Here is a 24,955-nt window from a genome sequence, read left to right as displayed (position 1 = left end):
ATGAAATGGAAACAATGGTTCAAATCGCCCAAAGCATATGTTCTTATCACGATCTCTGTCTATCTTTTCATTGCTTCTTGGGCAACACACAGTATACGCGGTATAGAAAATGGAGGAATTGCGGTTGGAACAGCAATTGTTATCGACGTTCTCTTTGCTCTAATCAAAAAGAGGAAACGAATTATGCCTGACGGAGCGGCTATTACGGGACTGATTGTCGCTTTGATTCTTAGCCTCAATACGGCTTGGCCCATTATCGCGAGTACGGCATGCCTTTCGATCATTTCTAAGCATCTACTTGTTTATAAGAAAAAACCAATATTTAATCCAGCAGCTTTCGGACTGTTCTTGTCGATACTGATCTACCACACGGAACAAAGCTGGTGGGGGGCTTTCGGGGACCTTCCCAGCTGGTATATTCCGCTGTTACTAATAGGCGGATACGCCGTAACGAATCGCGTGAATAAATATCAGCAAATATTCACTTTTTTCATGATAACTTTTGCAATGGTGCTGGCCATGGAATTGTTGCATAGTGGCGATGCTTTCGACGCACTCCGGCCGCCGTTCATTAACGCGACTTTGTTCTTCGGCTGCTTCATGCTAACAGATCCTCCGACATCACCGGCCAAGCCTACTGGACAAATCATATTTGGTATATTGGCCGCCGTTGTCGGAACGATTGTATATGGAATATATGGCGGACTGATGTATTTGTTTATCGGGCTGTTCGTCGGCAACCTTTATCATTTGCTTCAGACACGCTTCTCTTCAAAAGTAACAACGAAATCACGCAAGGAGCCTCGACAGCGTGGAATGACGGATTAAATTCATGATGGCTCGATTATGCTGCCACTACGTTTCGTAGATCTTCATCAACTTCCTAGCCGTAACGAGGCAGTCTCCTGAACGGTAGAATCAAGGGGTTCGTCGGATTCGCGCATTTGATCCAGGGAAGCTTATCTCCACGGTTGTGCCACGGCCTAGAATGGATTGGATCCTGATATTTCCTTCATGTAATTTTACGATCCATTCTGCAATTGAGAGCCCAAGACCTGTTCCACCTGTGGAACGCGTGCGGGCTTTGTCACCTCGATAGAAGCGCTCGAATACATGTGCCAGATCCTCGGGCGCAATTCCAATTCCGGTATCTGATATGCGTATAACTATGCCATGAAATGTTTGATGGGCTTCTATTACGATGGAACCCTCTGACGGCGTAAATTTATATGCGTTGTCAAGTAAAATAAGAAGCACTTGCCGAATGCGTTCTTCATCGCCCCATAAAATGATAGAGGGCTGGACTTGGGAATCGACATGGATTTGTTTTGTTTCAGCGATCAAACGGAATTGCTCCCCGACTTCATTCATTACGGTGTCTAGATATATAGGTGCCCAGTGAAGCGCTAAATCATGGGTATCGCCTTTAGTTAATGTCAGCAGATCGTCTACTAATTTCCCCATTCGTTTACTCTCTCTAAGAATGTTAGAAATATTGGAGGATTCTTCTTCGATTGTATGGTAGGGATGCCTAAGCAGCATCTCCGTTTGTGCTTGAATAATCGTGATTGGCGTTCGCAATTCATGCGATGCATCAGCGGTGAAACGCTGCTGCTTTTCCCAAGATTGACGAATAGGAACCAACGCCCGTCCGGCTAAATAGTAACCTCCCGCCATGGATAGAAGGAGTCCGATTGCAATGCCTGCAGCAAGATCTTGTTGCAAATTTTTAAGCATGCCCACGACATCTCTAAGGCTCCTTACGACGGTAATCGATTCGACTGGTATAGTTGCGTTGCATTTTATCTCCCTGCATGAGATCTGAAGTAGTCGATAGCTTTGGTGATCTATAGTAACGGTTTGAAGGAGTTTATTTGTAATGGGCTTCAACATCTGTGTTTCCTTCTGAGATAAAGCTTGTTCGGGCAATTGACCTATTAATTCACCGTCCTTGCTCCAGAACAGATAAGTCGTTCGCTCATCCTGTTGAAGTTCCCTAAAGTCCGATCTAAGCAACTCATCCAAATTCGATGTCGCACGAATTCTGCTTTCTGACTGATGCAAGATCTCATCCATATCGTTGTAGAGTCGAAAGTGAACATGCCAATAAAGAATGGCTCCTAGTGCGGTAAGTATAAGTAAGAATGCTGCGGAATGGAAGAAAGCCAGCTTAATGCGAATGTTACGAAACATCAGAGCCTCCTTTGATCATGTAACCCGTGCCTCGAACGGTTTGAATGAGATTTTCTGCACCATGAGAGGATAGTTTTTTACGCAAATGATGTACATAAACATCGACAGCCGACATCGCCGCCTCGGAATCAAATCCCCATATCCGGTCAAAAATTTGCTCACGAGTCAATATACGGTCCTGATGGCATAAAAGAAATTCCAAAAGTTCATACTCTTTAAGAGTAAGCTTAAGATTCTGATCACCGACAATAACTTCTCTTACAGAAGAGATCAATTTGACGGGACCACAGATGATCTCGCCTTCCTTGCTTATTGCTCCTTTACGTCTAAGTACAGCTCTAGCTCTTGCCAGCAGTTCGGCCAAGGCGAAAGGTTTCGGCAAATAGTCATCTGCTCCGGCATTGAGGCCATTCACACGGTCATCCAAACTGCCTCTAGCGGTTAACATGATAATAGGGATTGGGTTTGATTTCGCTCTTAATTGCCGAACAATTTCAATACCGTCCATTCCGGGAAGCATAATGTCAAGCACGATTAAATCATGGATTCCTTGCTCTGCAAGAAATAAACCTTCGTTTCCGGTCGCAGCGACATCTGTTGAATAGTTCTCACTTTCAAATAGTTCGCTAATGATACCAAGCAAAGCAGGGTCGTCCTCAATAATTAGAATGCGCATGATTTATCCCTTTCTGGTTTTTAAGAATATTTCAATAATCTCTTGCTATGATGGCTATGTTTAGAACAAAAATCAAGGGGGAATTCCATTGTTGAATGAAATTGTCGATCACTCACATCCTATTCTTGTCCATTTCCCAATCGTTTTGATCACTATCGCTGTACTACATGACCTCATCGTATCTATTCGGCGTGGGTCTCTTCCATTGAAACAAGGGCTTTGGATTTGGGTTGGCGCTGCATTATCTGCATGGCTTTCCGTGGCGACTGGTCCTGAAGAGGACGCTAGAGGCAATACTGCTTTCTTGGAAACTCACAGTACGTTAGCGGACATTACGGCGTGGGTCGTTAGCATCATGGTGGTGGTTAGACTGTTATTGCTGCTTCGCGGCAAACAATCCTTCGCTAAGCTGACGCTCGTTATTTATCTTGTAGTTGCTATTGTCTCATGCGGTTTAGTCTTGGGTACTGGCTATTATGGCGGAAAAATGGTGTATGAAGACGGTATAGGTGTAAAAGTAAATGACGTAATGGTAAACCCTCCGAAAGGAAATCATGATTAGTAACTAATAACTGCAAATGTACAAGTCCGGAAAAAACAAGCATATCGAGAAACACTGGGGCACGAAGAAAGTTTTTAAGGTATAAGTTTTGATATTAACCAAGGAAATGTTTGAAAGCAGCCGATATCGGCTGCTTTTTTATTACGCTCCAGCTAATAGCTTAACAATATTTTTCATTCGTGGGCCGCAAAAATACTAAATCTTCTTTGCAGAACAATGTTGATTCCAAGAGCTTCCGATATTTTTTGACTTCCGGGTTTATTGGAGTATTGGAATTAAAAGCTATTCCATCGTAGCATGGACCCGAAAGTTTACGATTAACTTAGGATAATATTTGTCTCTCCAGCTGTGCAGATCATCATATGGAATTCGCGTACGAAAGAGTTGGCCGAAGCCGAAAATATCCGTCTTGTTTATCTGGGTTTGTTTGAACATATCATTAAACCGCTTCTCGATTCGTTTTTCAAGCTCATCTATTACTAGGCTATTCGATACCCCTTCATCTCTTTCTAAAATGCTTATTTTTATAAATAAATCGCTAGCCACCTGGGGAATATGATTCGTTATTGAAGGTTTGTTTTTTAAGTGGCTGTTTACAACAAAGATGGTGGCAAATCCTAGGTTTTCGGTATTCCTTATGAAATGATGATGTTGAAATAAACGAACGAGCTGATTTTCACTCGGGCTGATATTTGCCGTCACTTTTCCATTTTTCAATACGGCGGAACCCTTAAACTTGAGTATGGTGTCTTCTGAGGAATGAACGACAGGAACAGCGATATCGTTCGTATAGGAAAACAAATTTTGATAAACTTCCCATATGCGGGTGTTCGAGACATCCGGAGCCCAGCCAGCCCCTTTATTAAAAAAGTCATACAGTGCCGTCCCGGATAATCCCTGTTTAGACATTTTAGAAAACATTTGCTCGATATTCTCATCTGTAATTGCAACAAGCGCAATAGAGGGAATATCTTTAGACGACATGAGATAATGAAACATTTTTCGCCACTCTAGATGGTTAGCAGCCAACGGAGCATCGATGAGAATTAATCGTATTTGCGAGTAGTCTATGGCATCTTCTACGTTCGAGCGTAATTGTCCAAGTACCTCCGAGACCGATTCGCCCTTCTCCGTTATGATTCTTGTTTTGCCTTTTACCCTTGTTACTGGCAGAGTTAGCGTCACTTGATATTTTTCATCATTTTTTTTGGAAATCCCCATCACCAAAGGAAGGCTTCGTTCATTGATCGCCTTTATATCCCAGCATCCGCAGAGTAAGATCAATGACAGCAGTGCAAAAATTAATTTAGACAGATTAAGTCTCTCCATAACTTCGCATCCTCCCGGAGAAGACGACATAAAGAAAAATGATCGATGGCAGGATAACGGTAAAAAATACGTTTGTACCTTCACTCATGAGGCTGAGCTTTTCAATCCAGGCTTTGTTTGGGACGCATAGCGCGAATAGAAATGAAATAAAAGAAAACGCAAGGATCCAATAGGATGCTTTGCTTCTCCGCCCAGGGAACAATCTCTGCATAATTTGCCCAATCATCCATAGTTTTACGGCATTTAATATCAGATTAAATCCAATAATCGATATCCCGAAGAAGAGCGTTTGCCGGTTGAACACAAACCAACTGAGATCAACTGAATCCGCTGCTTCTTTCATGGGGAAAACAAACGTGGTGACCGTTTCTTGTCCAAATATGAAAAGAGGAACATAAACAGCAGATAAATAGAAGAACAACACATATAACCATGCTGCAGTGAGTTGGCCGAACTTCAAATTCGTTTCCGACGGAACGAATCCTAAAAATAAAATAGCCGAGAAACCCATCAGATATAGAAATTTTACATTCCATAAAAAATCAAGAGATAAAGGCCAAGCCGGCAGAGCATTCTGAAGTTGGAAATTTACCGACGAGGAAGCAATCACAAATATCACAAATAAATTAATACTAAAGAAAAAAACTGCCGATGCCCGTAGAATTGTGCTCAAACCTTTTATCGCGGTATAAGTTGAGATTAAGAAGAGAAGAACCAATACCGCCCAGTAAGGTGTCCGAATCAAGAAAATCGAAATAATGTCTTCCGCATGGGCACGAATATTCATTGCAATTAACGCATTCAGATTAATCGCATAAGGGACAAGAAAAATGAAGGCTGCCCATCTTCCCATTGTTAAAAAAATATCTATCATGTCTTTTTGCGGAAAGTAGTTCAGCCCCTTTTTGTAGATGGCGATTAAAATCAATTGCAGTAGTCCGTAAGAAAGCACAATTCCCCAATGACCGCTTTTCGTAAGCGAGTAAGTGAGTTTGGGATACAACAAATAGCCGAAACTCATATGTATGATGATAAATACGAATCCAAGCTGTAATCGCTGTGTCACCTGATGTCTTCCTTTCCTTTATATCGAAATGTCATATAGGGAATACCTAATGATGTTAAACTTGCCAAATAGATGCAAATTATTGCTAACCCGGAAATTAACCCCACAATGCCGAAAACAGATGCCAAAATAAAAACAGGGTATTTTAGCGACCGAATGTATAAGGCATTTTGCACACCTACTACAACCGAACTTGCAATCAGCATTAATGTAATTACGATGACTAATAAGTTGCTGACAAGCTTCGCTTCAACCATCGCCTGGCCAAGCACGATACCGCCAACCATGGTAATAGTGGGACCAACGCTTTTAGGGAGTCTTACAATCGCTTCAGTTATTAAATCGACTAGTACTGTCATGGTGAGGGTTTCCAATACGGGCGTTAATGGAATCCCTTCTCTGCTTTCTGCGATAAATAAAGCGAGATCGATTTTCAAAACATCAGGGTTAACCGTTGTTAAGGCCACATATAATGCGGGAAGCACAAGCGTGATAAATACACCCATAACCCTAAGGGTCCGAATCATAATCGACAGCCCCAAAGGGTGGTTACGATCGTTTGCCGTACTTAACATATCCGAAATCAAATGAGGAAAAACAAGCGCAAAGGGTTGATTCTCCAACAAAAGAACGATTCTGTTCTTTTTTAACAAATGAACCGCTTGAAAGGGAACTTCCGTTACAAACAGATGACTGACGGGACTTAACTTTCGATGACCAAAATACTTATCAAGGTCGTCGATTGTTTCAATATCCCTTTCAATTTGCTTTAGTTGCCGGTCAATTTTTTCTATGAGAGCCGACTGAACTTTGCCTCGAATATATAGCATTGAAATCCTTTGCTTTACCAGTTCTCCAACTTGGTAAGAGCAATGGCATAAGAGCTCAGTACCGAGTCTTTTTCTAATCAAACCTATATTAAGATCAATATCTTCTCCAAAAGCATCCAACGGTCCCTGAATGGGGCTTTCATTTCGAGGCTCGTCTATGTTTCTTCTGAGACTTTGAGGAAATGGTTGCATAATCGCATTTCGTTCGTTCTCCGATATAACAACGAGGTTGCCGTCCAAAACAGCTTTTTTTAGTTCGCCTGCATCCACGTCAAGCTGTTCACCGAGGTTTTGTAATAGTTCTTCAATGGAAGCAGAACGTTCAGCCATTTGTCGAACATAGAAGTTTGATTTGGGAAAATCAATCAGCGTGTTAAAACCTATAAGATAAATGGCCGCACCATTAAATTGAGTGTCTAGAATAAGAAAATCATCATGATCAGCGAACGTTCTTTTCATTTCCTGCACTAAATTTGCCATTTCATTTCTGCCCCCTTAAAAATCTCACTTATTTTTGGCAGAAAAAGGAGGGGTTATGCACCTGGAATGGCCAATTTTGAAGTTATGGTTTTCTGGAGACAATGGACAGTAACCACGAACAGTTGCCGGCAAACAGCGGCAGCTGTTTTTCTTGTAGAAAGGGCAGGCAAAATTTTAATCACTATGAGAATTGCTTTGCAAAGAAAGATGAAAGGACGTGGATTCATGGAAGTAAATGTGTTAGCGCGTTTACCAAATCCAATAATCTTAAAAAAGCTAATGAAAATCCAAGCATCACTAAACATTATTCTTTGTCAAGAAAAATGGCTCCGTTACCATAGCTTTGTTCAAGATTGGGATGAGGGTGTTTGTATGGCGAAAATAGATAATGGAGCTGGCGATCATCTAATTATTTTGTTTTCCCCTGTAGGCTCCATAATAAAAGGCTTCGATCATGAATCTGAATTAAGCCCATATGCGCAAGATGAACATAAAGTATTGCAAGGGATTTATGATGAAGTGCCAAAGGAATTATTATCTTTACTTGAAGACGATGCAATTGAAAAAGACAATGTGACTTTTTGTATTTGGCGTAAAAACAGTGACACTAACTGGCACAAGGGAAACGTTGAGATTCCAAAAGGTGGAAGTGATGGTTCTGATTTTTTAGTGGGCTGTATATTCCATACTCCAGAGGATTTTATAGAATTTGCAATAGACTATTTCGAATTATCACCATCAATAGATGTTGTTGCAAAAATTTACGATGATTTCCCCATAACGGAAGAGATGATCAGTATCTTAAATCCCGACTGTGATGTAATGGGGGTTCTTCAAGAATTAGAGTTATTACGCTTAAGGAGTTAGTGTAGATAAAATGATTGAACTCCTAACGGAGAACTATAGTTCAAAACAATTAAGCTGCAGAAGATCAGAGGATCCGCTGCAGCTTTTTTCTAAGAAATGGGCAGATAGAAATTCTATACAAAGCCGTATCAGGACAAGAATTTCTATACAGCTCCGAGATCCCCGAAAATGCACGATCTATTAAGCTAACCGGTAGGACAGTTTCAATATGTGTTATACTTTTGAGGTTAAGTTATGTTTCGTCATACTTGAAAATGCTATCGTATTCAGGAGGGTATGAGGGCATTTTGAAGCTGCCGGAACTCGATCGACGTTTGAATCTAGGTTCGAAGATTAACTATTCTTAACCGCATAGTTTAGGAGATACTTTAAAAAGAGGTGTAAAGGCGTGGCAGCAGCAGATATAGTTGAGCAATTTTTCTCGCGGGTACGCTCCGGTCTTGAGCCTGATGCAGCGCATGACTATATGGCGACGCGTGTCGCGGCGCATCAGGTGACAGCGGAAAATGAGGAGACCGTCGAACGGACGCCACAAAATTATGCGGACCATGTCCGGGAGATGATGAAGGCATATGGGGCATTCCATCTGCAGGTCGAAGAGTTCCTCGCCACTGAGGATCGTGTCTATGTTAGGTGGAAGCAAACAGGGATTCATGTTGGGGAAATCGACGGATTTGCGCCAACCGGCAAGCCAGTCATCGAAATCGCAAGCGCCGTATACCGTATTGAGAATGATAAAATCGTCGAATATTGGATTCAGATCGACCGCGAAGGTATTCGCAAGCAGTCGGAACAAAATGCAGCGAGGTAGTCTGAGACTATAAAAAAGAAGGATCATTACTGTATTGGTAAACTCAAAACGAAGCAGCAGCCGGTTATACATTAGTTGAATTAAATCGTTTACCTTGTTCACTCTAATGGGAGTTAACTATAAGTAGTTGTACACACTGGAAGGATTTACAATTAACAAGAAACTGTGCTAGAATACATTTAATTCATTTTGAACGGAGGGTTGCGTGTGGCAAACTAATTTTTCGATCTATCATCGCACAAGAAGAAGGGTACTTTAGTACTTTGGGCTATTTTGTGTGCATTAGTAATCGAAGAATGGTCTGCCTACATGGCTCCTAATTTAAATGATCGTTAATATTCCTATTTGATGATCCATTTCGTCAATTTCATTTATGAGTATTTTGACGTGTATTTGGTTAGTCAAAAAGGTATTCATTTCGCGATCAAACCATTCTTTGTCGATTACTTGAACACATGTCCCCGGCATGTGTTTTTTTATTTTACACAATGAGGAGTGATACTCGTAATGAGCGAACAACTTTTTAAGGTAAACGGAATCGAACTTTGCGCTGAAAGCTTTGGTAACTCAGAACACCCAGTCATATTATTAATCATGGGTGCTCAAGCTTCCATGGTTTGGTGGGAAAAAGACTTCTGCCAGCGTTTAGCCGACAAAGGACACTTTATCATTAGATACGATAATCGTGATGTCGGTCGGTCTGCTATCTATGAACCCGGAAATCCCCAATACACCTTTGAAGATATGGCCGATGATGCAATTCATATCCTCAATCATTTTGGAGTAGAAAAAGCTCATATTGTAGGTATGTCCATGGGTGGCATGCTAACCCAGATTCTCGCGTTGCGACATCCGGAAAGAGTGCTGACCGTTTCTCTTCTCTCTACATCAAATTTCGCCCCAGACCTTCCACCGATGGAAGAGAAGGTATTGGATTACTTCTCTAATGCGGCAGCGACGGATTGGACGAATGAAGCATCAGTCATTGCTTTTACGGTTGGAAAATGGAAGGTTCTCGCAGGCTCGAAGCATCCGTTTAATGAGAAGAGAGTCTATGATCTGGCTGAAGAAGAGATCAGAAGAAGCCGTAATATGGCTAGCATGAACAATCACGGATTGGTGACGGGGGGAGAATCCTATTTGGCACGAACAGGCGATATTGATGTCCCCGCTCTGGTTATTCACGGTACAGAGGATCCCATAATACCTTATGAGCACGGAGTTGCTCTTGCTCGCACTATTCCCGGGTCCGTATTGCTAACCTTAGAGGGGACAGGACATGAACTTCCACATGAAGATTGGGATACCATCATAGACGCGATTTCTAACCATACCACTAGTCGTACCCGTTAATGAAGGAAGAAACATTACCCTACAAACATCTGCTGGTGAAAAGTAAAAAACCATTATAGATTTTTTAGTATTGCTTATTAAGTATTTCTATCGATTGAGGTATTGTGATATAACTTATGGAATGCTAGCATAAACCTAATAACATATAATTCCTATGAAAAAAGTGTGCTTTGCGAATATAAATTAATGAATAGGAGAGGTCGTCATGGCTAAATTATTGCATGTAAAGACGTCGCTTCATGAAACAGGGTCTGTAGAAATAGAGACAAGATGACACAAAATAATATCGGATACTGGGACGAAATTGGAGGGACTGACAAAGCCTAGTCTTATCCATCCCGATCAATAGCCGACTATTCAATAGAAAGCAGGTGGATCTCATGGCGCAAAAACAAGTGCTCGTTCGCGAAGCGACGGCGGAAGACCTCGACGCGGTCCGGGACGTGCTGCTGGACGCCTACGGGCAATACGCGAATACGTTATCCGAAGAACGCTGGGAGCAATATAAAGAAAACATCGTCGCCGCCGCGAGCGCCGGGGCAACAAAAAATCGGCTCGTCGCAGAATTAGACGGCCGTATCGTCGGCAGTGTGTTCCTGTTCGAATCGTCGGAGCAAGCGTACGGTTACGTCGGCATCCACACGCCGATCATCCGTCTGCTCGCCGTCTCACAGGAAGCCCGCGGCCATGGCGTCGCGACGCAGCTTATCCGCGAGAGCGCCGGGATCGCGCTCGCGTCCGGCGCCGAGCTTCTTCATTTGCACACGTCCGACATGATGGATTCTGCGGTTCGTCTATACGAGCGTCTCGGCTTCGAACGGGCGAAGGAGTTCGACGTGAATAACGGGGAGACGCTCGTCAAAAGCTATCGGCTTCGCCTACGGGAATCAGCGATATTGAACGCACGCTAAACAAGCGAGGATACGAGGAGGAGATTTCCGCGTCCCGACAAAAAACAACTCAAGTTCGTGGAGCGTGTGGGCATGCAGAAAAGCAAAAATCATTACGAGGAACATTAATTGAATTATCCAGGGAGCAGACTGCCGGCGCAGCTGCTTCCTTTTTTTATTAAGAGAAAGGGCAGATTTGCACAACAATGGATTGTATTTTTCATCCTAAGATTGCTGAAAAATTTATTTATGAAATAACCGAATAAGCGTCGAGATTTCTTCAATGGATTCTTTTCGGCCATTTTTAATCCACATCACCCAAATTTCAAAAACGCCTGCACTCATAAAGTCGATCCAGTAGTTTCGTTTCGCTCCCGTCCAGTCCGGAAAGGGAATAATCTCATCGTAAAGCTGAGCAACGTGAGATTTGAAAAGTTGATAAAACAGCCCGATATAATCGCCTTCGATCGCCATGTGAAAATCATTGGATAGGTCAAGAAAAAAGCTCGTTAGATCGGTTATTTTCTGTTCATGGTTTTTTTGATTGGCGATTTCAATACTTGTTCAAGGTTTTCATAATTTCTATAGAAGCCCATTCGACTGACGCCGGCTTTTTTGACGACTTCTGAAACGGTTAGTTTTGAAAGCCGATTGGTCTTTAAAAGCTCCAGTAACGCAAGAGCAATCCATTCTTTAGTGTCTTTTTTTATGTTTTGAGCGTGTTCCGTCGCTGCCATTACACTTCCTCCATTTTGTCACAGATGTTTGTCGTCCACTTGTTTTACACAATATTCAGCTTTAAAATAGTGTACAACTGTTACAAGTGTAACGTCAACGAGAGGAGCATTCACGATGGTGGAGAGTAACAAGCCCTTAGTTCTTGTGACCGGTGGTTCAGGATTTATCGCGGTTCATATTATGTTGAAATTACTCGAGCAAGGCTACAGGGTTCGGGCAACGCTTCGTACGATGAGTAGACAAGATGAAGTAAGAGATATGCTAAGATCAGGCGGAGTTACCAGTTTTGAAGGCCTGTCGTTTATTCAAGCGGATTTATCTCATGATCAGAATTGGGGCGATGCGGTTAAAGGAGCGGAATATGTCATTCATGTTGCTTCCCCGACGCCTAATAAAGTGTATAAAGACGAGAATGAAATGATTCAACCCGCACGCGACGGCGTTTTGCGTGTGCTAAGAGCCGCGCGTGACGCGGGAGTCAAACGAGTTGTTTTAACCTCCGCTTTCGGAGCGATCGGCGTGGGCCACAAGAATCATAAAGGACCTTTCACCGAAAAAGATTGGTCGAATACGGACGCGAATATTCATCCCTATCAAAAATCCAAAACCATTGCCGAAAAGGCGGCCTGGGAATTTATTCGCCAAGAAGGAAACGGTTTAGAACTGGCAACGGTAAATCCCGTTGGAGTGATGGGGCCGATCTTAGGCAATGATTATTCTCATTCAAACATTAGCATTCGACAGATGCTGGAAAGCAATCAAAAGTATGTCCCTAAAATTTATTCCGATTATGTAGATGTCCGTGATGTTGCCGATTTGCATCTATTGGCCATGTTGCGTCCCGAGGCAAATGGAGAGCGTTTTATCGCCTCTAGCTCAGAGACGTTGTCAATGTTGGATATTGCGAATATTTTAAGAAAACATTTGGGCGAAGATGCTAAAAACGCGCCAAAAGGTGAACTTCCAAATAGTTTGGTTCGTGCGATCGCAATCTTCAAACCACAATTAAGAATGATAGCAACGCTCCTGGGAAAAGATATGTCAACTAGCAATCAAAAGGCCAAACGTTTGCTTGGATGGACACCGCGTTCGGCGGAAGAAGCCATATCTGCAACGGGTAAGAGCATGATAAAGATCATTAAAGAGAAGAAGAAGTCGTAAAAAATATAATGAATAAAGCTTCTCTAAACTTAGGGGAAGGTGATATTGCTTCTTCCCCTAGTCTTCCTTTTCGGATGGCTTCCTCAATGGCCAGCCGTTTCGAAAGCTTATAGCTTCTGTCTAATGCCTGTAGCAGCCGCGAGTTTGATGGTCTCCAGCAGCCTATGCAAGCGGGCCGCGTCATGGAAGCTGGGCAAACGAAAAGTATCGTCAAGAATATCCGCGGCAAAACGCTCATGCGCCTTCGAAACAAGAAACTTCATTGTTTCTTCCCCGGCAGGAAGTGCCGTGAAATTCTTGTCGTCATGCGCTGCCGGGATGCCAGAAGCATACAATGTTTGATACACCTGCAGGTTGCCAAACTGTACATGGCCGACAGAATGCTGCTGCTTCAATTGAAGCATCCCTTTTTCTCCGTAAATATCCAATTGAAATCCTGGATAAGTTCCGCCCTGAATATGGACTGACGCGGAGGCACCGCTGCTTAACATTCCCTCAACCAAGATTTGGTCGGCTGCGTCTTTGGGAACCTTTTCACCTGTTTCCAACACCTCAGCCTCATTATAATTGCAGATCATGGTAGCCGACAGCTCCTTAAAGTCCCCAAGCAGGAGGCAAAGCACATCCAGCGAGTGTCCGCCGTTGATGGCTAGAAGCGTTGCGCCGTTTTCCTCCTTTAACAGATAGGCACTGTCACGGCTCGTAACACTCCCCCTGGTGGTCGATAAGCGCATATTGCAGGACAATACCCGGCCAAGCTCACCGGATTCGATCCGCTGCTTGATGTCTTGGATGACAGCGGATTGTCTGGCCTGAAGACCGACGGCATGATGAATGCCGGCTTGATCGGCAAGCACCGCCAATTCTTCGGCTTGAGCCGCAGTTACTGTCAGCGGCCATTCGCAGTAAATGTGTTTGCCTGCTCCAATAGCTGCTTTGACGGCTTCATAATGAAATGGCACCTTGATGCTGACGACAACCAGGTCCACCTCCGGGCTTTCGCATAATTCGTTTAGGTTTGTAAAAGCTTGAACCCCATCCAAAGCAGCGGCACTTTCCAGAGCACTTTCCATTTTGGATGTGGCAACCGCCGTTATGCGGTGCTTGTTGCTCATCTGAAGTGCTGGAACGTGCGTTTGGCTTGCCCAGTGATTATTAAGCGACGCTCCGATAATTCCAGTCTTAATAATGGAACCGTTCATCTTGTATGCCTCCTGTTTGGATCTACTTAAAAGCGGCAAAGCAAACCGTCCGCATATCCCTAATATAGGGTAGAAACTCCATCATGAATAATGTATATTTGAGATAGACATATCATTTTTTTTGATAGAGGGATGACTGTGGATATTGAAAATATGATGGCATTCGTTACTGTTGCCGAGCTGAAAAGTGTTTCTGCAGCAGCTTCGAACATGAATCATTTGCAGTCCAACATGACGGTAAAAATAAAAAAGATCGAAAACCATTACCGGCAGCAACTGTTTTTCCGGAGCTCACGCGGAATGGAATTGACACCTGAGGGAGAAAAGCTGTATCGGCAGTATAAAAAACTGCTGCTGCTGTGGGAAGAGACTGAGCAGGAAATGAATCGCAGGGAGTTAAAGCTGCGTTTAGGTATCATGCAATCCGTGATCAGCGAAAATATCACAAAAGCATTCTCCGATTTATACGAAAAGTACCCCAACATGTCGGTTACGCTCATAACCGGTTCCACTGAAAAGATGGAGGAAGAGTTGATCGAAGGCAATATTGATCTGGCCTACACCTTTGGCAAATCGGACTTGCAGCAGCTCCATTACTGGCCAATCGGCAGTGAAGAACTGGTTCTGGTCGGCAAAAGAGTCAAGACTGCAGCAAGTCTGGCCCAATGTTTGCAAAGCGAAACCATGCTTATCCTGTCCAAAAATTGCTTGTATGCCTCTATTCTGCAGCGCATTTATTCGGCTCACGGCAGTCATCCGGCTTCTAAAACAGAGGTCGGTGTATTGGAAACGCTGCTTCGTCTTGCAAGCCTCGGCATGGGCGTCGCTCTTGTTTCCAAGACCACTGTCAGAGAGTTTGGAGTTACCGATTTCATGGAGCTTCCGCAGGAATATCGGTACATTGATAAATTTTTAGTTACTCGAACAAATTACGAGTTGTCGCCTTTGGAACGGCAGTTTTTCAAAATTAGCCAGAGCTTATAGTTCATATCCGCAGATAGCTGAGGAATTAACGCAATAAGAAAACCGCCTTTGCAAAAAGGCGGTTTTCTTATTGTTAAAAAGGAGACATTTCTGCTTTCAATTGTTCAAACCATTCTAAGTTAACCAGGTGATGGGAACGGGAATTTTCGTTCATGCGGCGGTAGTAATCGATTGTGCCGGGAAGCTCTTGTGTGTTGGACAGGTATTCATCAAGGAGGGCGATTCGGGTTTTAGTCTGATCTATTTGCGATTGGATCAGTTCCAGTAATTTGTTTTTGTCGTATTCATCGGCAAAGAGCAGCGCCCCATAAAATTGCAGGTTCACATATTCAGATTTGGTGCCGTATTTGACCATTAATTTTTCAAATTCAACCATTCCCGATCTGGTGATTTTAAAGTTCCGAATTTCGCGCCCACTGGTTGAAGGATTCTGCTGAATCTGTTCAATCCAACCTTTCTCTTCAAGCTGCTGCAGATTGTAATAAAACGAGCCTTTCGTGAAGTTTACAATGTATTTGTAATGGCGTTTTTCCATTAAGGCCAGTAGTTCATAGCCGTGAGCGCCGGGGTTTTGGATGAGCAAGCCAAGGATGAGTAAGGGGATCAAGGCTGCATCACCTTCACCATCTGCGCCTCGAATTCCGCGTACGTCATTTTACCCAAAGCCAAATCCATGCTATGAATGTAAATCTGCTCTGTTTTCGAATAGTCGCGCTTCACTTTCAATGACTGCTCCTCTCCCGGGATGGGTTCCATGACATGACATTTTTTCGAAAAAGCCTCGAAATAGCGGTAGCCGAATTTGCGTTGCGAAACCGCGTCTAAATGAATGCCATCAGGATTTGCGGTCAAATCTGCCGCTGTTACAAAATAACAATTTTGCTGTTCGTTAGCGAAGTTTTGCAATTGTTCATTGATCTGCCGATACTCTGTTGCGTGCTGTCCAAAACCAGTCTTCCCAAGGAAATCACCAAGTCCGCCAATGATCAAAGGCACTTCATCAAGATTCAATTCATTTCTTAGGGTCTCGATGATAAGGGTTAATTTCTCGTAATAAGTTTCATGCAGCGAACGATAGCTGTCGCTCTCACCCTGGTGCCAAAGGATTCCGCAGATTTGACTGGAACGCAGGGCGAAGCGGGCTTCCGACAAAGCATGTTGGAAAAGGATGCCTTCCGGATGCCAGTCATTCAAGGAACTGCCGCCTTCCGCACAAGGAATCAAACCAATTTCTTCATCGGGATTGGCTTTTGACCAGGCATCGGCAAAAGACGCCGCCAGACTTACACCGGAAACCGGACGGTCGTAATTAATCGGCTCCGTCATGATCTGCCACTGTCCATTGCGCAGCATTTTTATCTTTTCATGATAGATAGGATCGACTTCATGTAAAAATCCACGGCCCGCCATATTAGACTGGCCCAACATTAGAAATGACTTTATCATATAATCTTTACTCCTTTGCACCACTGTTATAGTCTAATTAGACTAAAAATATTATATAGTCTGATTAGACTATGGTCAATTGGACGATGTTTGCATTGTCTAAGTATTTATTGTGGCTCAAAATCAAATAATAACGTGGTTACCTACAAAAAAAGATGTTGTTACAATTTAAATACATAAGAGGTGGCCCATGCAAAAACTACAAGACGAAAACAAGAGCCAAACAGAAGGAGATATGTCTAATAAATTAACGTCAGCTGAAATCATAAAACTATGGATAACTTATATGGGAAACAGTATGGCACGGTGCGTGCTGCGCTATTTTCTACAAAATGTGGACGATGCAAATATTCGAGATGTTCTGAATGAAGCACTTCAGTTAGCCGACCGATTCACGAGAACGGTAGATAATATTTTCACCCAAGAGGGTCATCCGGTACCGATCGGCTATACGGAAGAAGACGTAAATGTAGAAGCTCCCCGGTTGTATGCCGATGAATTTTATTTGCATTACTTAAAGTATACAAGCAAAGCGGGGATCAGTATTTACGGAATCGCTGTACCTTTAATGAGCCGGCCGGATGTCCGTGAATTTTTTACCGATTGCCTCGTATCAACAATTAAATTAATCAATGACGTAAACGATTTGCTGGATGCAAAAGGACTTTTGGTCAAACCGCCTTACATTCCCGTTCCGGACAGAATCGATTTCGTCAAAAAACAGCGGTATTTGGACGGTTTCTTTGGTGATGTGCGTCCGCTTCAATCGCTGGAAATCACTCATATTTACGATAACATTCAAAATAACGCTACAAGCTGCGCCGTATTGGTTGGCTTCTGCCAAGCGGCGGAGCGGGAGCAAATTAGGAATTACTTTAAGAGAGGGAAGGAAATCGCACTGAAGCAGTACGATATTTTGTCGAGACTGCTGCACAAAGACGATTTGCCGACTCATCCGCTCTTGAATCATCTCGTAACCGATTCAACCGTATCGCCATTTTCGGATAAAATAATGCTTACCCACAAAATGGACATGTTCGCCATGCGGGTCCGAACCTATGGCAATGCGTTGGCCTTTAGCGCAAGACATGACGTGGCGGCTACATTCGCAAGATTCATCGTCGAAGTAGGAAATTACGTTGAGGATGGAGCCAACACCATGATCGATTTGGGCTGGATGGAACAGCCCCCGCAAGCGGCGGATCGTAATGCGCTAGCAAAGGGGTAGGAAATGGCCAAAGCGTCCCGCACCGAGGCGTTATTGTGGAGTGTCGCTTTGCCAGGATTCGGTCAGCTCCTTAACGGTAAATATATAAAGGGAATCCTGTTGATCACTTTGGAATTTCTTATTAACTTGAAGTCTCATTTGAATTGGGTTATTATCACGAGCTTTCATGGGGATCTCCCGCTAATCGAGCAAACAAATATGGAATGGCTAATGTTCTACCCTTGTGTCTATATGTTCGGAATTTGGGACGCCTACAAGGATGCAGGTGAGGAGCTAAAAGTGAATGCTTCACTCCCTTTTGCTTTCGGTGCCTTCTTTGGGACGATTGGTGTTGTTTATTCAAAGGATTTTTTGGGAGCGGTCTGGCTTGGGTTATTAGGTATCGGTGCTGGTGTTATTGTCGGAATAGGCCTTCAATCTTTTTTTCGGAACCGTGTAAAAGACACATAAACGCACCGAGTAACTCAAATGGAAAACTAAAAACCTGTCGATGCAGAGGGCAAAGCTGCAGCGGATCAAAGGAACCGCTGCAGCTTTTGTTGTAATAAAGGCAGTTTGCGGCTGCAGTCGGCACATTGTGTCCAGTTACTTTTTTTGTTTCAGGGTGTTGACATTTAAAGGGAAGTGGCATATATTGTTTACATACCAACCGAATGTATGTAAGGAGAGAGCAAATGGCAAGAAATAAATATCCGGAGGAAACGACCAACCAAATCCTAACCGTGGCGCTTGATCTCTTTATTGAAAAAGGATACGAGCAAACCTCGATTCAGGATATCATCAACGGACTGGGGGGGCTGACAAAAGGGGCCATCTATCATCACTTCAAGTCGAAGGAAGAGATCATGCAGGCCGTAATCAATCATCTGTACAAAGATGTTGACGAGATGTTGTCCGGGGTCCGGGACGACAAGGAGTTAAATGGTCTGGAGAAGCTTCGCAAGATTTCCAGCGTCTCGCTCAGCAATCCCGCTCAGAGCGAAATGGCAGCTGTGGCACCAAACCTTTTGCGCAATCCGAAGCTGCTGGCAGCCCAGATCGAGCACATGATTGAAAAAGCGATACCCGTCTATATCCAGCCCATCATCGAACAAGGGGTGCGAGACGGCTCGATCCGAACCGAGTATCCGAGGGAGCTTAGCGAAGTGTTGCTTGTTCTCACCAATCTATGGCTTAACCCGTCGGTTATCCCGGCTTCCCCCGAGATGATGTTAAACAAGGTAAAGCTATTCGATGAAATCTTGAAAGGCCTGGGACTTGACCTGTTTGATGAGCAAATGCTTCAAAGATACGAGGAACTGTTCCGTATTTCAGCTAGAGAAGTCAGCACAGAGAAGTAAGAAGTAAACTGCCTAAGGGCAGCTTTATTTTTACAGTTATACATACCATCGGTTGGTATGTATAACTGACCTGAGTTCAAAACTAAAAAACTATTCTAAGGAGATGTGAATGATATGAATCAAAAATCGACAGTGAAAGAACGGAATGTAGTGACCAACTTTAACGGAAGCAACCTGGTAAAAAGCGATTTTGCGGGCGTTACGGCCCCTAAAGGACAGTTTAAAGGCAGTGCGATTTCCGGTTCCGACTTTTCTGGCGCCAATTTGACTGGCAGCACATTCAAGAGCAGCGAGATGCGCGGAAGCGATTTTGACGGCGCGGATCTGACGGATTGCAAACTTACCGCGCTTGACCTGACAAATACGAGCTTCAATAAGACGATCCTTGTACGAACTAATTTCACCAGCTCCGTGCTGGATGGAGCCAAATTCCGAGGAGTGAGAATGACGGATGTCACGTTAGCGAGAACCGATCTTAGAAAAACGATTTTTGAAGATTGCTTATTTGACGGAGTGGACTTCAAGGACGCGGATTTGAGCGGAAAATGTTTGGACGGACAGACGTTTGTTGGCGTCAAGTTCGAGAAAACCGCGTTAACCGACGTTTCGTTCAAGGGCGCTACCTTTAAAAATGTTTCTTTCCATCCGGGCTTTACTTTGACTAAAAAGTACTACCGTATGATCAAAACCATCTGCTTTGACGGTGCAACGATGGATAAATTGACCTTTGCTGCTCTCAAAGGCATGGATGCCAATTTGTCTAAGGTTACAGTCGTTTAAAGAGAAACAAAAGCGGATTCTTTGATAGAGGATAGTTTAAAACAAATAAATAAAGCGAGGGATACGAAATGGAAAAGATCACAAGTTCGTCAGAAAATAGGAAGGCAAGAACATTCACTAATGACCAGGATCGCCCGGAGCTGCAGAAGGCCATCGAGGAGATAGTCGATTTCGGTTTTCTCGGGGTACAGCTGCGCGTGCACGATGAGAAGGGTGAGTGGGTCGGCAGCGCCGGGGTTAGCAGGTTGGGCGAGACCGCGAAGCCGCCTACAAATGGACACTTCCGGATAGGCAGCAACACCAAGACCTTCACCGCGACCGTGGTGCTGCAATTGGTCGCCGAGGGCAGGATCGGGCTGGACGATCCGGTGGTAGACTATCTGCCCGAGTTCGGGCTGGACCGGCGGATCACGGTGCGGATGTTGCTGCAACACACCAGCGGGGTGTTCAACTTCACCGGCGAGTACTATGAAGACGGATCGGTCGTGCCGGGGATCCCCTGGCAGGGCCGGGAGTGGGTAGACAACCGATTCAAGACCTATCGGCCGGAGGAGCTGGTACGGTTGGCATTGTCCAGGCCGTTACGATTCGATCCGGGAACGGACTGGAGCTATTCCAACACCAACTACGTGCTGGCCAGGCTGCTAATTGAGAAGGTCACCGGCTGCTCGCTCGCCGAGGAGATGCAGCGGCTAATTTTGGGGCCGCTTGGGCTGTCGGGCACACGGGTACCAGATACTCAGCCGGAGATCCCCGAACCGCATGCCCACGCCTACTATCGATACGAGGACGCCGGCGAGCAGAAGACGGTTGACATCACCAGCCAGAACCCCTCCTGGATTTCCACCGGCGGTGACATGATCTCGACCACCCAGGATCTCCACACTTTAATCTCCGCGCTGATGGGCGGCAAGCTCCTCCCGGCCCCGCTGCTGGCCGAGATGATCAAGCCGCATCCCAAAGTCGGCTATGGCTTGGGGGTGTTCGTGCAGAACGCTGGATCGAACGGCGACGGTACCATCATCACCCACAACGGCGGCATTTCGGGCTACGCGGCACTGATGTACAGCACGCCTGACGGCAGGAAGACCTTGACCGCCTCCATTAACTATGTGGACGACGCAGCAATGTCCCTGGCAGTGGCGTTCCAGAAGGTAATGCAGAGGCTCGTCGAGGAGGTGTTCGGCGGCGGGCATGCCGAGTCGGCTGACGGAGAAATTTAGTTGAATTAACAAAGAGCAGATTGCCACGGCAGTCCGCTCTTTGTTTTTATTAAGCGATTGGGCAGGATACCATTATTCGCAAGTGCAGACAAGAGAATAGCTAAATGTATATTCCCTCTAATTGGAAGGCAATATAATCTTGTTGGTAAAGTTAGGGGGAGGACTAATTGTGGAAAATTTCAGGGATAAGTATCGCAACAGGCGGTACATTGCACACGCCAGCATATTGGGAACAACACAATTACATAAGCGTAATCCGATCAGTATAGCTTGTTGGTCAATGGCTTTTCCCGGTTTTGGACATATGCTCTTAAATAAATATTTACGCGGATATGCGCTAATTTTATGGGAGTTTTTTATTAATCAGAAAATACATTTGAATTTAGCTATCGTTCATACATTTAACGGTCAATTCCAATCAGCTAGAGAGGTATTGGAACCTAAATTTTTGTTGCTTTATATTCCTGTTTACATATTCGCGATTTATGATAGTTATCGAACGGCTGTTGATTTGAACAAAGTCTATCTTCTGGCGAAGAGAGAAAAGGGCCGCTTTAATGAGTTTAGCATCGGAGCACTGGAGATTAATTATCTCGATAAACGCAAACCATGGGTAGCTCTTGTTTGGTCCATGGGAATCCCCAGCCTTGGTCAACTGTACTTACATCGCATTGTTTTAGCCACATTTATTTTGGTCAGTACGATTTTTATCGCATGGTATTCCAACATAATGCTAGCCATTCACGATCTAATTTTAGGTGATGTGAGAGGCTCCTCGTCGGTTCTCGATAAACAATGGTTATTGTATTTCCCTTCTTTTTATTTCTTTACCCTATATGATGCCTATACGAACACCGTAGAAAATAATAAACTGTTTGATGATGCTCAAAAACAATTTCTTTTGGAAAATTACCAGCCAGCAGGGCATCTCATCACAATTGGAGAGAAGTAACGATGCAGGTCTTGGCCACATTCGAGCATTCAACCTTTGTTGAAATAGCCATTTCTGAACTTGAGGAAAAGGGGATAACAGCTATTTACGCTGTACCGCTTGATTTGCGTAAAAAAGAACCGAGGCTTCTGGACAGCATTCACCGGGCAGATGGGATTTCCTTTATCGATAAAGGTATGATATTTGCCTTTATGTTTGGAACCATTGGTACAAGTAAAGGGTTCGTATGGCAAGGGGGACCAATTATTTGGGGAATTGCTGGTTCAGTTATAGGCTTTCTTATAGGAGTTGCCCTGAATTGGTTTCTTTACCTTTCGAAGCGGAACAAAAATCAGCTTCAAATTAGAAAAGGGAAAAAAGGCGATATCATACTCATTGTGACGTGTGAGGCGAATCAGGTATCCGTTGTGGAGGATATACTATGGGATCATAGAGCTCTAGGCTTGGCTATAACGTAACTATTGGCTAATTAGACTAATGCACAGTCCGATTATTTTTTTAGTCATAAAGTGTAATATTATTTTTCGGGAGGCTTTATGATGAAAAGGAAATTAAAGAAAATAAAATATTTCGGCGAAAGAATAGATAGTTCTTATAATGAGCTGGAATATTTTGATGTTCAAGTTAATAAAAAAGCCGGCTTCTTACCGCCGAAATTAAAAAAGAAAAAGGTTTGATATACGAACTTCAGAAACCAGAAGAATATAAAATTTCAATAACAAGCCGGCAGAAGATCAGAGATCCCCTGCCGGAACGATAGTTCAACAGCATGGCAGCAGCCGGGCGTATACGCTCGGCTGCGTTTTTTGTTAAGCGCTTGGCCAGGATAGTTTATACAATAAGCCTATTTTTTACTGAAATAAAATCGCCTCATTGACATACCCTAGGGGGGTATTGTATAGTTCAGATGAAAGTCATCCCCCTAGTTACCCGCCTCATTAAGGTTTTTCAAGAACGGGGTAAAAAGAAAGAAAAGTTTTCAAAATTCGTCGAAAGGGTATCAAAAGGGGAACTATACAAATTAACTTGGCATGACTAGGAGCAAATAAGATTGAAAACCATTTTGGTAGTGGATGATGAAAGCAAAATTCGGGACGTTGTTGTATCTTATCTGAAAAAGGAGGGTTTTCTGACCGTAGAAGCTGCCTCTGGGAATGAAGCTTTGCAGGTATTGCAACGCTCATCTGTCCATCTGGTTATACTGGATCTCATGCTTCCGGATATGGATGGGGAACAGGTCTGCCTGAAAATCAGAAAAATGAACTCCTTGCCTATTCTTATGCTTACCGCAAAGGTATCTGAAAACAACCGGATCAGGGGGTTGTCCGTTGGCGCTGATGATTATTTGACCAAACCGTTTGATCCGCGCGAGGTTGTAGCTAGGGTCAGGGCAATCTTGCGGCGGACGGATGATAGTCAGCTGCTTGCCGACCGCTTATCCTTTAACAATGGCCATTTAGAAATCGATTCCCTGCAACAAACGGTCTCCTGCCATGGGGAACCCGTTAATCTAACGCCTAATGAATATAAGCTGCTGCTTGCTTTGGCCAAATATCCCCAGCGGCATTTTACTCGTGATGAATTAATTGATAAAGTACTAGGTTATACCTTCGAAGGCGATATCCGCACTATTGACCAGCATGTCAAGAATATCCGTCACAAGATTGAGCCGGATCCTAGAAATCCCCGGTATATCGTTACGGTTTACGGGTCTGGCTATCGTTTTGCAGGTGCGCAACATGAATAAACGGCTGCATAACCGACTAGCATTCATTATTATTGGTACCGCTGCGTGCATTTTACTGATCTCGACGTTAAGCGTTTTACTGGCTACCCACTACCATATTTCGATGTACCATGACCAAGCAGAGAGCATGAACCATGATGTGTCCGGATTGGATTACCACTTGGAGCAAGCTCTTATCCAATCGATCATATGGACATTTGCCGGTTCAATCGTTCTTGCAGCCTTAATCGGGTTTTATTTCGCAAAACGAATATCGAAGCCGCTTGTAAATATGAAAAAGATAGCGGAAAGCATGGCTAATGGGCAGCTTGATAAGCGGATAACTGTCAACGGGGAGGATGAACTCGCTGAACTTGCGTTGTCGCTTAACGAACTAGCCGCGCAGCTTCATAAACAAGAGCAGCTCCGGGTTATTATGACTGAAGATATAGCTCATGAACTAAGAACTCCGCTAGCCACGCTAAAAAGTCATATGAGAGCTTTTGAAGACGGGATATGGGAGCCGACACCCGAGCGTATCCATGCTTGCTATGAAGAGATCGAGCGGCTTACAAAAATGGTGGCCGAACTGGAGGACTTGACACATATGGACTCACCGGTGTTTCAATTGGTGCGAAAACAAGAATTACTGTCTGCCTTAATCCAACAGGTAGTAGCTATTGTTTCCGCTGCTTATCTTGAAAAAGAGGTGAAGCTTACGTTTCGCTGCAGCCCGCATATCCGAATATTTGCCGATCACAGCCGAGTAACTCAAATATTGGTCAATCTGCTTAGCAATGCGCTAAAATTTACTCCACCTAACGGACAAGTGCATGTGGAAGCCGTTGAAGAAGGGCATGATGTGTTAATCCGCGTACACGACACAGGCAGCGGTATTGAAAAAGAGGATATTCCTTATCTATTTGAACGATTTTATCGTTCTGATAAATCGCGAAACCGAAGAACGGGTGGCAGCGGTTTGGGATTATCGATCGTTAAGAAATTAGTCACTGCTCACGGGGGACAAGTATGGGCGGAGAATCAGGATGGAGCCGTCATTACGATCCGGTTTCCACAGAAATCCGACTTTCATTAGTCTCATTTTGTACTCTACATAA

The 24,955-nt window shown here is 44.0% G+C and carries 27 protein-coding genes and 1 pseudogene; 18 read left to right on the top strand and 10 right to left on the bottom strand.

Annotated features, from left to right (window positions below; all coding sequences use genetic code 11):
* Positions 1 to 828, top strand: coding sequence for an RnfABCDGE type electron transport complex subunit D (locus PGL01S_RS15585; protein WP_127495530.1), 828 nt, complete (start codon positions 1 to 3; stop codon positions 826 to 828).
* Between the two features lie 90 nt (positions 829 to 918).
* On the opposite strand, the gene PGL01S_RS15580 is transcribed toward PGL01S_RS15585, so the two are convergent.
* Entirely contained in the window at positions 919 to 2,193 is a 1,275-nt protein-coding gene (locus PGL01S_RS15580; RefSeq protein ID WP_127495529.1) for a sensor histidine kinase, read from the bottom strand.
* Positions 2,183 to 2,869 (bottom strand): response regulator transcription factor, encoded by a 687-nt coding sequence (locus tag PGL01S_RS15575; RefSeq protein ID WP_127495528.1) that lies wholly within the window; start codon positions 2,867 to 2,869, stop codon positions 2,183 to 2,185. The genes PGL01S_RS15580 and PGL01S_RS15575 overlap by 11 nt, the downstream gene beginning before the upstream one ends.
* An 88-nt stretch (positions 2,870 to 2,957) precedes the next feature.
* Between PGL01S_RS15575 and PGL01S_RS15570 the strand changes: the two genes are divergently transcribed.
* Positions 2,958 to 3,431 (top strand): DUF2231 domain-containing protein, encoded by a 474-nt coding sequence (locus PGL01S_RS15570; protein WP_127495527.1) that lies wholly within the window; start codon positions 2,958 to 2,960, stop codon positions 3,429 to 3,431.
* 282 nt (positions 3,432 to 3,713) lie between these two features.
* On the opposite strand, the gene PGL01S_RS15565 is transcribed toward PGL01S_RS15570, so the two are convergent.
* Genes PGL01S_RS15565 through PGL01S_RS15555 form a run of 3 tightly spaced genes read right to left on the bottom strand, consistent with a single transcriptional unit; the run spans position 3,714 to position 7,136 of the window.
* On the bottom strand, positions 3,714 to 4,760 hold the full coding sequence (locus tag PGL01S_RS15565) for a Ger(x)C family spore germination protein (protein ID WP_164775489.1): 1,047 nt from the start codon (positions 4,758 to 4,760) through the stop codon (positions 3,714 to 3,716).
* Entirely contained in the window at positions 4,747 to 5,826 is a 1,080-nt protein-coding gene (locus PGL01S_RS15560; protein WP_127495525.1) for a GerAB/ArcD/ProY family transporter, read from the bottom strand. Before PGL01S_RS15560 ends, PGL01S_RS15565 begins: the two co-directional genes overlap by 14 nt.
* Positions 5,823 to 7,136, bottom strand: a complete 1,314-nt coding sequence (locus PGL01S_RS15555; RefSeq protein WP_127495524.1) for a spore germination protein — start codon at positions 7,134 to 7,136, stop codon at positions 5,823 to 5,825. The genes PGL01S_RS15560 and PGL01S_RS15555 overlap by 4 nt, the downstream gene beginning before the upstream one ends.
* Positions 7,137 to 7,202: 66 nt before the next feature.
* On the opposite strand from PGL01S_RS15555, the gene PGL01S_RS15550 reads away from it, so the two are divergent.
* The 4 genes from PGL01S_RS15550 to PGL01S_RS15535 all read left to right on the top strand — a co-directional run bounded on the left by PGL01S_RS15550 (position 7,203) and on the right by PGL01S_RS15535 (position 11,078).
* Positions 7,203 to 8,003 carry a dimerization/docking domain-containing protein gene (locus PGL01S_RS15550; protein WP_244935603.1) on the top strand — a complete coding sequence of 267 codons (801 nt, stop codon included), beginning with the start codon at positions 7,203 to 7,205 and terminating at the stop codon, positions 8,001 to 8,003.
* A 388-nt stretch (positions 8,004 to 8,391) separates the two neighbouring features.
* Positions 8,392 to 8,814: an ester cyclase gene (locus PGL01S_RS15545; RefSeq protein WP_127495523.1), complete on the top strand. Its 423-nt coding sequence runs from the start codon at positions 8,392 to 8,394 to the stop codon at positions 8,812 to 8,814.
* Between the two features lie 507 nt (positions 8,815 to 9,321).
* Positions 9,322 to 10,167: an alpha/beta fold macrolide esterase gene (gene mle, locus PGL01S_RS15540; RefSeq protein WP_127495522.1), complete on the top strand. Its 846-nt coding sequence runs from the start codon at positions 9,322 to 9,324 to the stop codon at positions 10,165 to 10,167.
* Positions 10,168 to 10,547: 380 nt separating this feature from the next.
* The gene (locus PGL01S_RS15535; RefSeq protein ID WP_127495521.1) at positions 10,548 to 11,078 is read left to right on the top strand and encodes a GNAT family N-acetyltransferase; all 531 of its coding nucleotides are present in this window, start codon (positions 10,548 to 10,550) and stop codon (positions 11,076 to 11,078) included.
* 222 nt (positions 11,079 to 11,300) lie between these two features.
* Here PGL01S_RS15535 and PGL01S_RS31125 read toward each other — a convergent pair whose 3' ends face one another.
* Positions 11,301 to 11,531: a TetR-like C-terminal domain-containing protein gene (locus tag PGL01S_RS31125; RefSeq protein ID WP_218032369.1), complete on the bottom strand. Its 231-nt coding sequence runs from the start codon at positions 11,529 to 11,531 to the stop codon at positions 11,301 to 11,303.
* A 44-nt stretch (positions 11,532 to 11,575) separates the two neighbouring features.
* The gene (locus PGL01S_RS31120; RefSeq protein ID WP_218032368.1) at positions 11,576 to 11,794 is read right to left on the bottom strand and encodes a TetR/AcrR family transcriptional regulator; all 219 of its coding nucleotides are present in this window, start codon (positions 11,792 to 11,794) and stop codon (positions 11,576 to 11,578) included.
* 115 nt (positions 11,795 to 11,909) lie between these two features.
* On the opposite strand from PGL01S_RS31120, the gene PGL01S_RS15525 reads away from it, so the two are divergent.
* Positions 11,910 to 12,956: an SDR family oxidoreductase gene (locus tag PGL01S_RS15525; protein ID WP_127495520.1), complete on the top strand. Its 1,047-nt coding sequence runs from the start codon at positions 11,910 to 11,912 to the stop codon at positions 12,954 to 12,956.
* A gap of 107 nt (positions 12,957 to 13,063) precedes the next feature.
* On the opposite strand, the gene PGL01S_RS15520 is transcribed toward PGL01S_RS15525, so the two are convergent.
* A complete protein-coding gene (locus tag PGL01S_RS15520; protein ID WP_127495519.1) occupies positions 13,064 to 14,158 on the bottom strand; it encodes a Gfo/Idh/MocA family protein in 1,095 nt (364 codons plus the stop codon).
* A gap of 138 nt (positions 14,159 to 14,296) precedes the next feature.
* On the opposite strand from PGL01S_RS15520, the gene PGL01S_RS15515 reads away from it, so the two are divergent.
* The gene (locus tag PGL01S_RS15515; RefSeq protein ID WP_127495518.1) at positions 14,297 to 15,142 is read left to right on the top strand and encodes a LysR family transcriptional regulator; all 846 of its coding nucleotides are present in this window, start codon (positions 14,297 to 14,299) and stop codon (positions 15,140 to 15,142) included.
* Between the two features lie 73 nt (positions 15,143 to 15,215).
* On the opposite strand, the gene PGL01S_RS15510 is transcribed toward PGL01S_RS15515, so the two are convergent.
* Both PGL01S_RS15510 and PGL01S_RS15505 read right to left on the bottom strand, forming a co-directional pair.
* Positions 15,216 to 15,749, bottom strand: coding sequence for a PadR family transcriptional regulator (locus PGL01S_RS15510; RefSeq protein ID WP_116394354.1), 534 nt, complete (start codon positions 15,747 to 15,749; stop codon positions 15,216 to 15,218).
* Entirely contained in the window at positions 15,746 to 16,588 is an 843-nt protein-coding gene (locus PGL01S_RS15505; RefSeq protein ID WP_127495517.1) for a sialate O-acetylesterase, read from the bottom strand. The genes PGL01S_RS15510 and PGL01S_RS15505 overlap by 4 nt, the downstream gene beginning before the upstream one ends.
* 190 nt (positions 16,589 to 16,778) lie before the next feature.
* On the opposite strand from PGL01S_RS15505, the gene PGL01S_RS15500 reads away from it, so the two are divergent.
* The 10 genes and pseudogenes from PGL01S_RS15500 to PGL01S_RS15460 all read left to right on the top strand — a co-directional run bounded on the left by PGL01S_RS15500 (position 16,779) and on the right by PGL01S_RS15460 (position 24,933).
* Positions 16,779 to 17,816, top strand: a complete 1,038-nt coding sequence (locus PGL01S_RS15500; RefSeq protein WP_127495516.1) for a DUF3231 family protein — start codon at positions 16,779 to 16,781, stop codon at positions 17,814 to 17,816.
* 3 nt (positions 17,817 to 17,819) lie between these two features.
* Positions 17,820 to 18,266, top strand: a complete 447-nt coding sequence (locus PGL01S_RS15495) for a hypothetical protein (protein WP_116394357.1) — start codon at positions 17,820 to 17,822, stop codon at positions 18,264 to 18,266.
* Between the two features lie 224 nt (positions 18,267 to 18,490).
* Positions 18,491 to 19,156, top strand: a complete 666-nt coding sequence (locus PGL01S_RS15490) for a TetR/AcrR family transcriptional regulator (protein ID WP_127495515.1) — start codon at positions 18,491 to 18,493, stop codon at positions 19,154 to 19,156.
* Positions 19,157 to 19,294: 138 nt separating this feature from the next.
* Positions 19,295 to 19,936: pseudogene (locus PGL01S_RS15485) on the top strand (pentapeptide repeat-containing protein); the annotation flags it as partial.
* A 68-nt stretch (positions 19,937 to 20,004) separates the two neighbouring features.
* Positions 20,005 to 21,159, top strand: coding sequence for a serine hydrolase domain-containing protein (locus tag PGL01S_RS15480; RefSeq protein ID WP_127495513.1), 1,155 nt, complete (start codon positions 20,005 to 20,007; stop codon positions 21,157 to 21,159).
* Between the two features lie 169 nt (positions 21,160 to 21,328).
* A complete protein-coding gene (locus PGL01S_RS15475) occupies positions 21,329 to 22,111 on the top strand; it encodes a hypothetical protein (RefSeq protein WP_127495512.1) in 783 nt (260 codons plus the stop codon).
* Between the two features lie 2 nt (positions 22,112 to 22,113).
* Positions 22,114 to 22,569, top strand: a complete 456-nt coding sequence (locus PGL01S_RS15470) for a hypothetical protein (RefSeq protein WP_127495511.1) — start codon at positions 22,114 to 22,116, stop codon at positions 22,567 to 22,569.
* A 78-nt stretch (positions 22,570 to 22,647) separates the two neighbouring features.
* Positions 22,648 to 22,788: a hypothetical protein gene (locus tag PGL01S_RS30850; RefSeq protein WP_164775488.1), complete on the top strand. Its 141-nt coding sequence runs from the start codon at positions 22,648 to 22,650 to the stop codon at positions 22,786 to 22,788.
* A gap of 374 nt (positions 22,789 to 23,162) precedes the next feature.
* Positions 23,163 to 23,858 carry a response regulator transcription factor gene (locus tag PGL01S_RS15465; RefSeq protein ID WP_127495510.1) on the top strand — a complete coding sequence of 232 codons (696 nt, stop codon included), beginning with the start codon at positions 23,163 to 23,165 and terminating at the stop codon, positions 23,856 to 23,858.
* The gene (locus tag PGL01S_RS15460) at positions 23,851 to 24,933 is read left to right on the top strand and encodes a sensor histidine kinase (RefSeq protein ID WP_127495509.1); all 1,083 of its coding nucleotides are present in this window, start codon (positions 23,851 to 23,853) and stop codon (positions 24,931 to 24,933) included. Before PGL01S_RS15465 ends, PGL01S_RS15460 begins: the two co-directional genes overlap by 8 nt.
* Positions 24,934 to 24,955: the final 22 nt, after the last annotated feature.

Source organism: Paenibacillus glycanilyticus NBRC 16618 (assembly GCF_004000805.1).
Classification (GTDB): Bacteria; Bacillota; Bacilli; order Paenibacillales; family Paenibacillaceae; genus Pristimantibacillus; species Pristimantibacillus glycanilyticus.
Note: the sequence above shows the minus strand (reverse complement) of the source record. Positions and strands in the feature narration are given on the sequence as shown.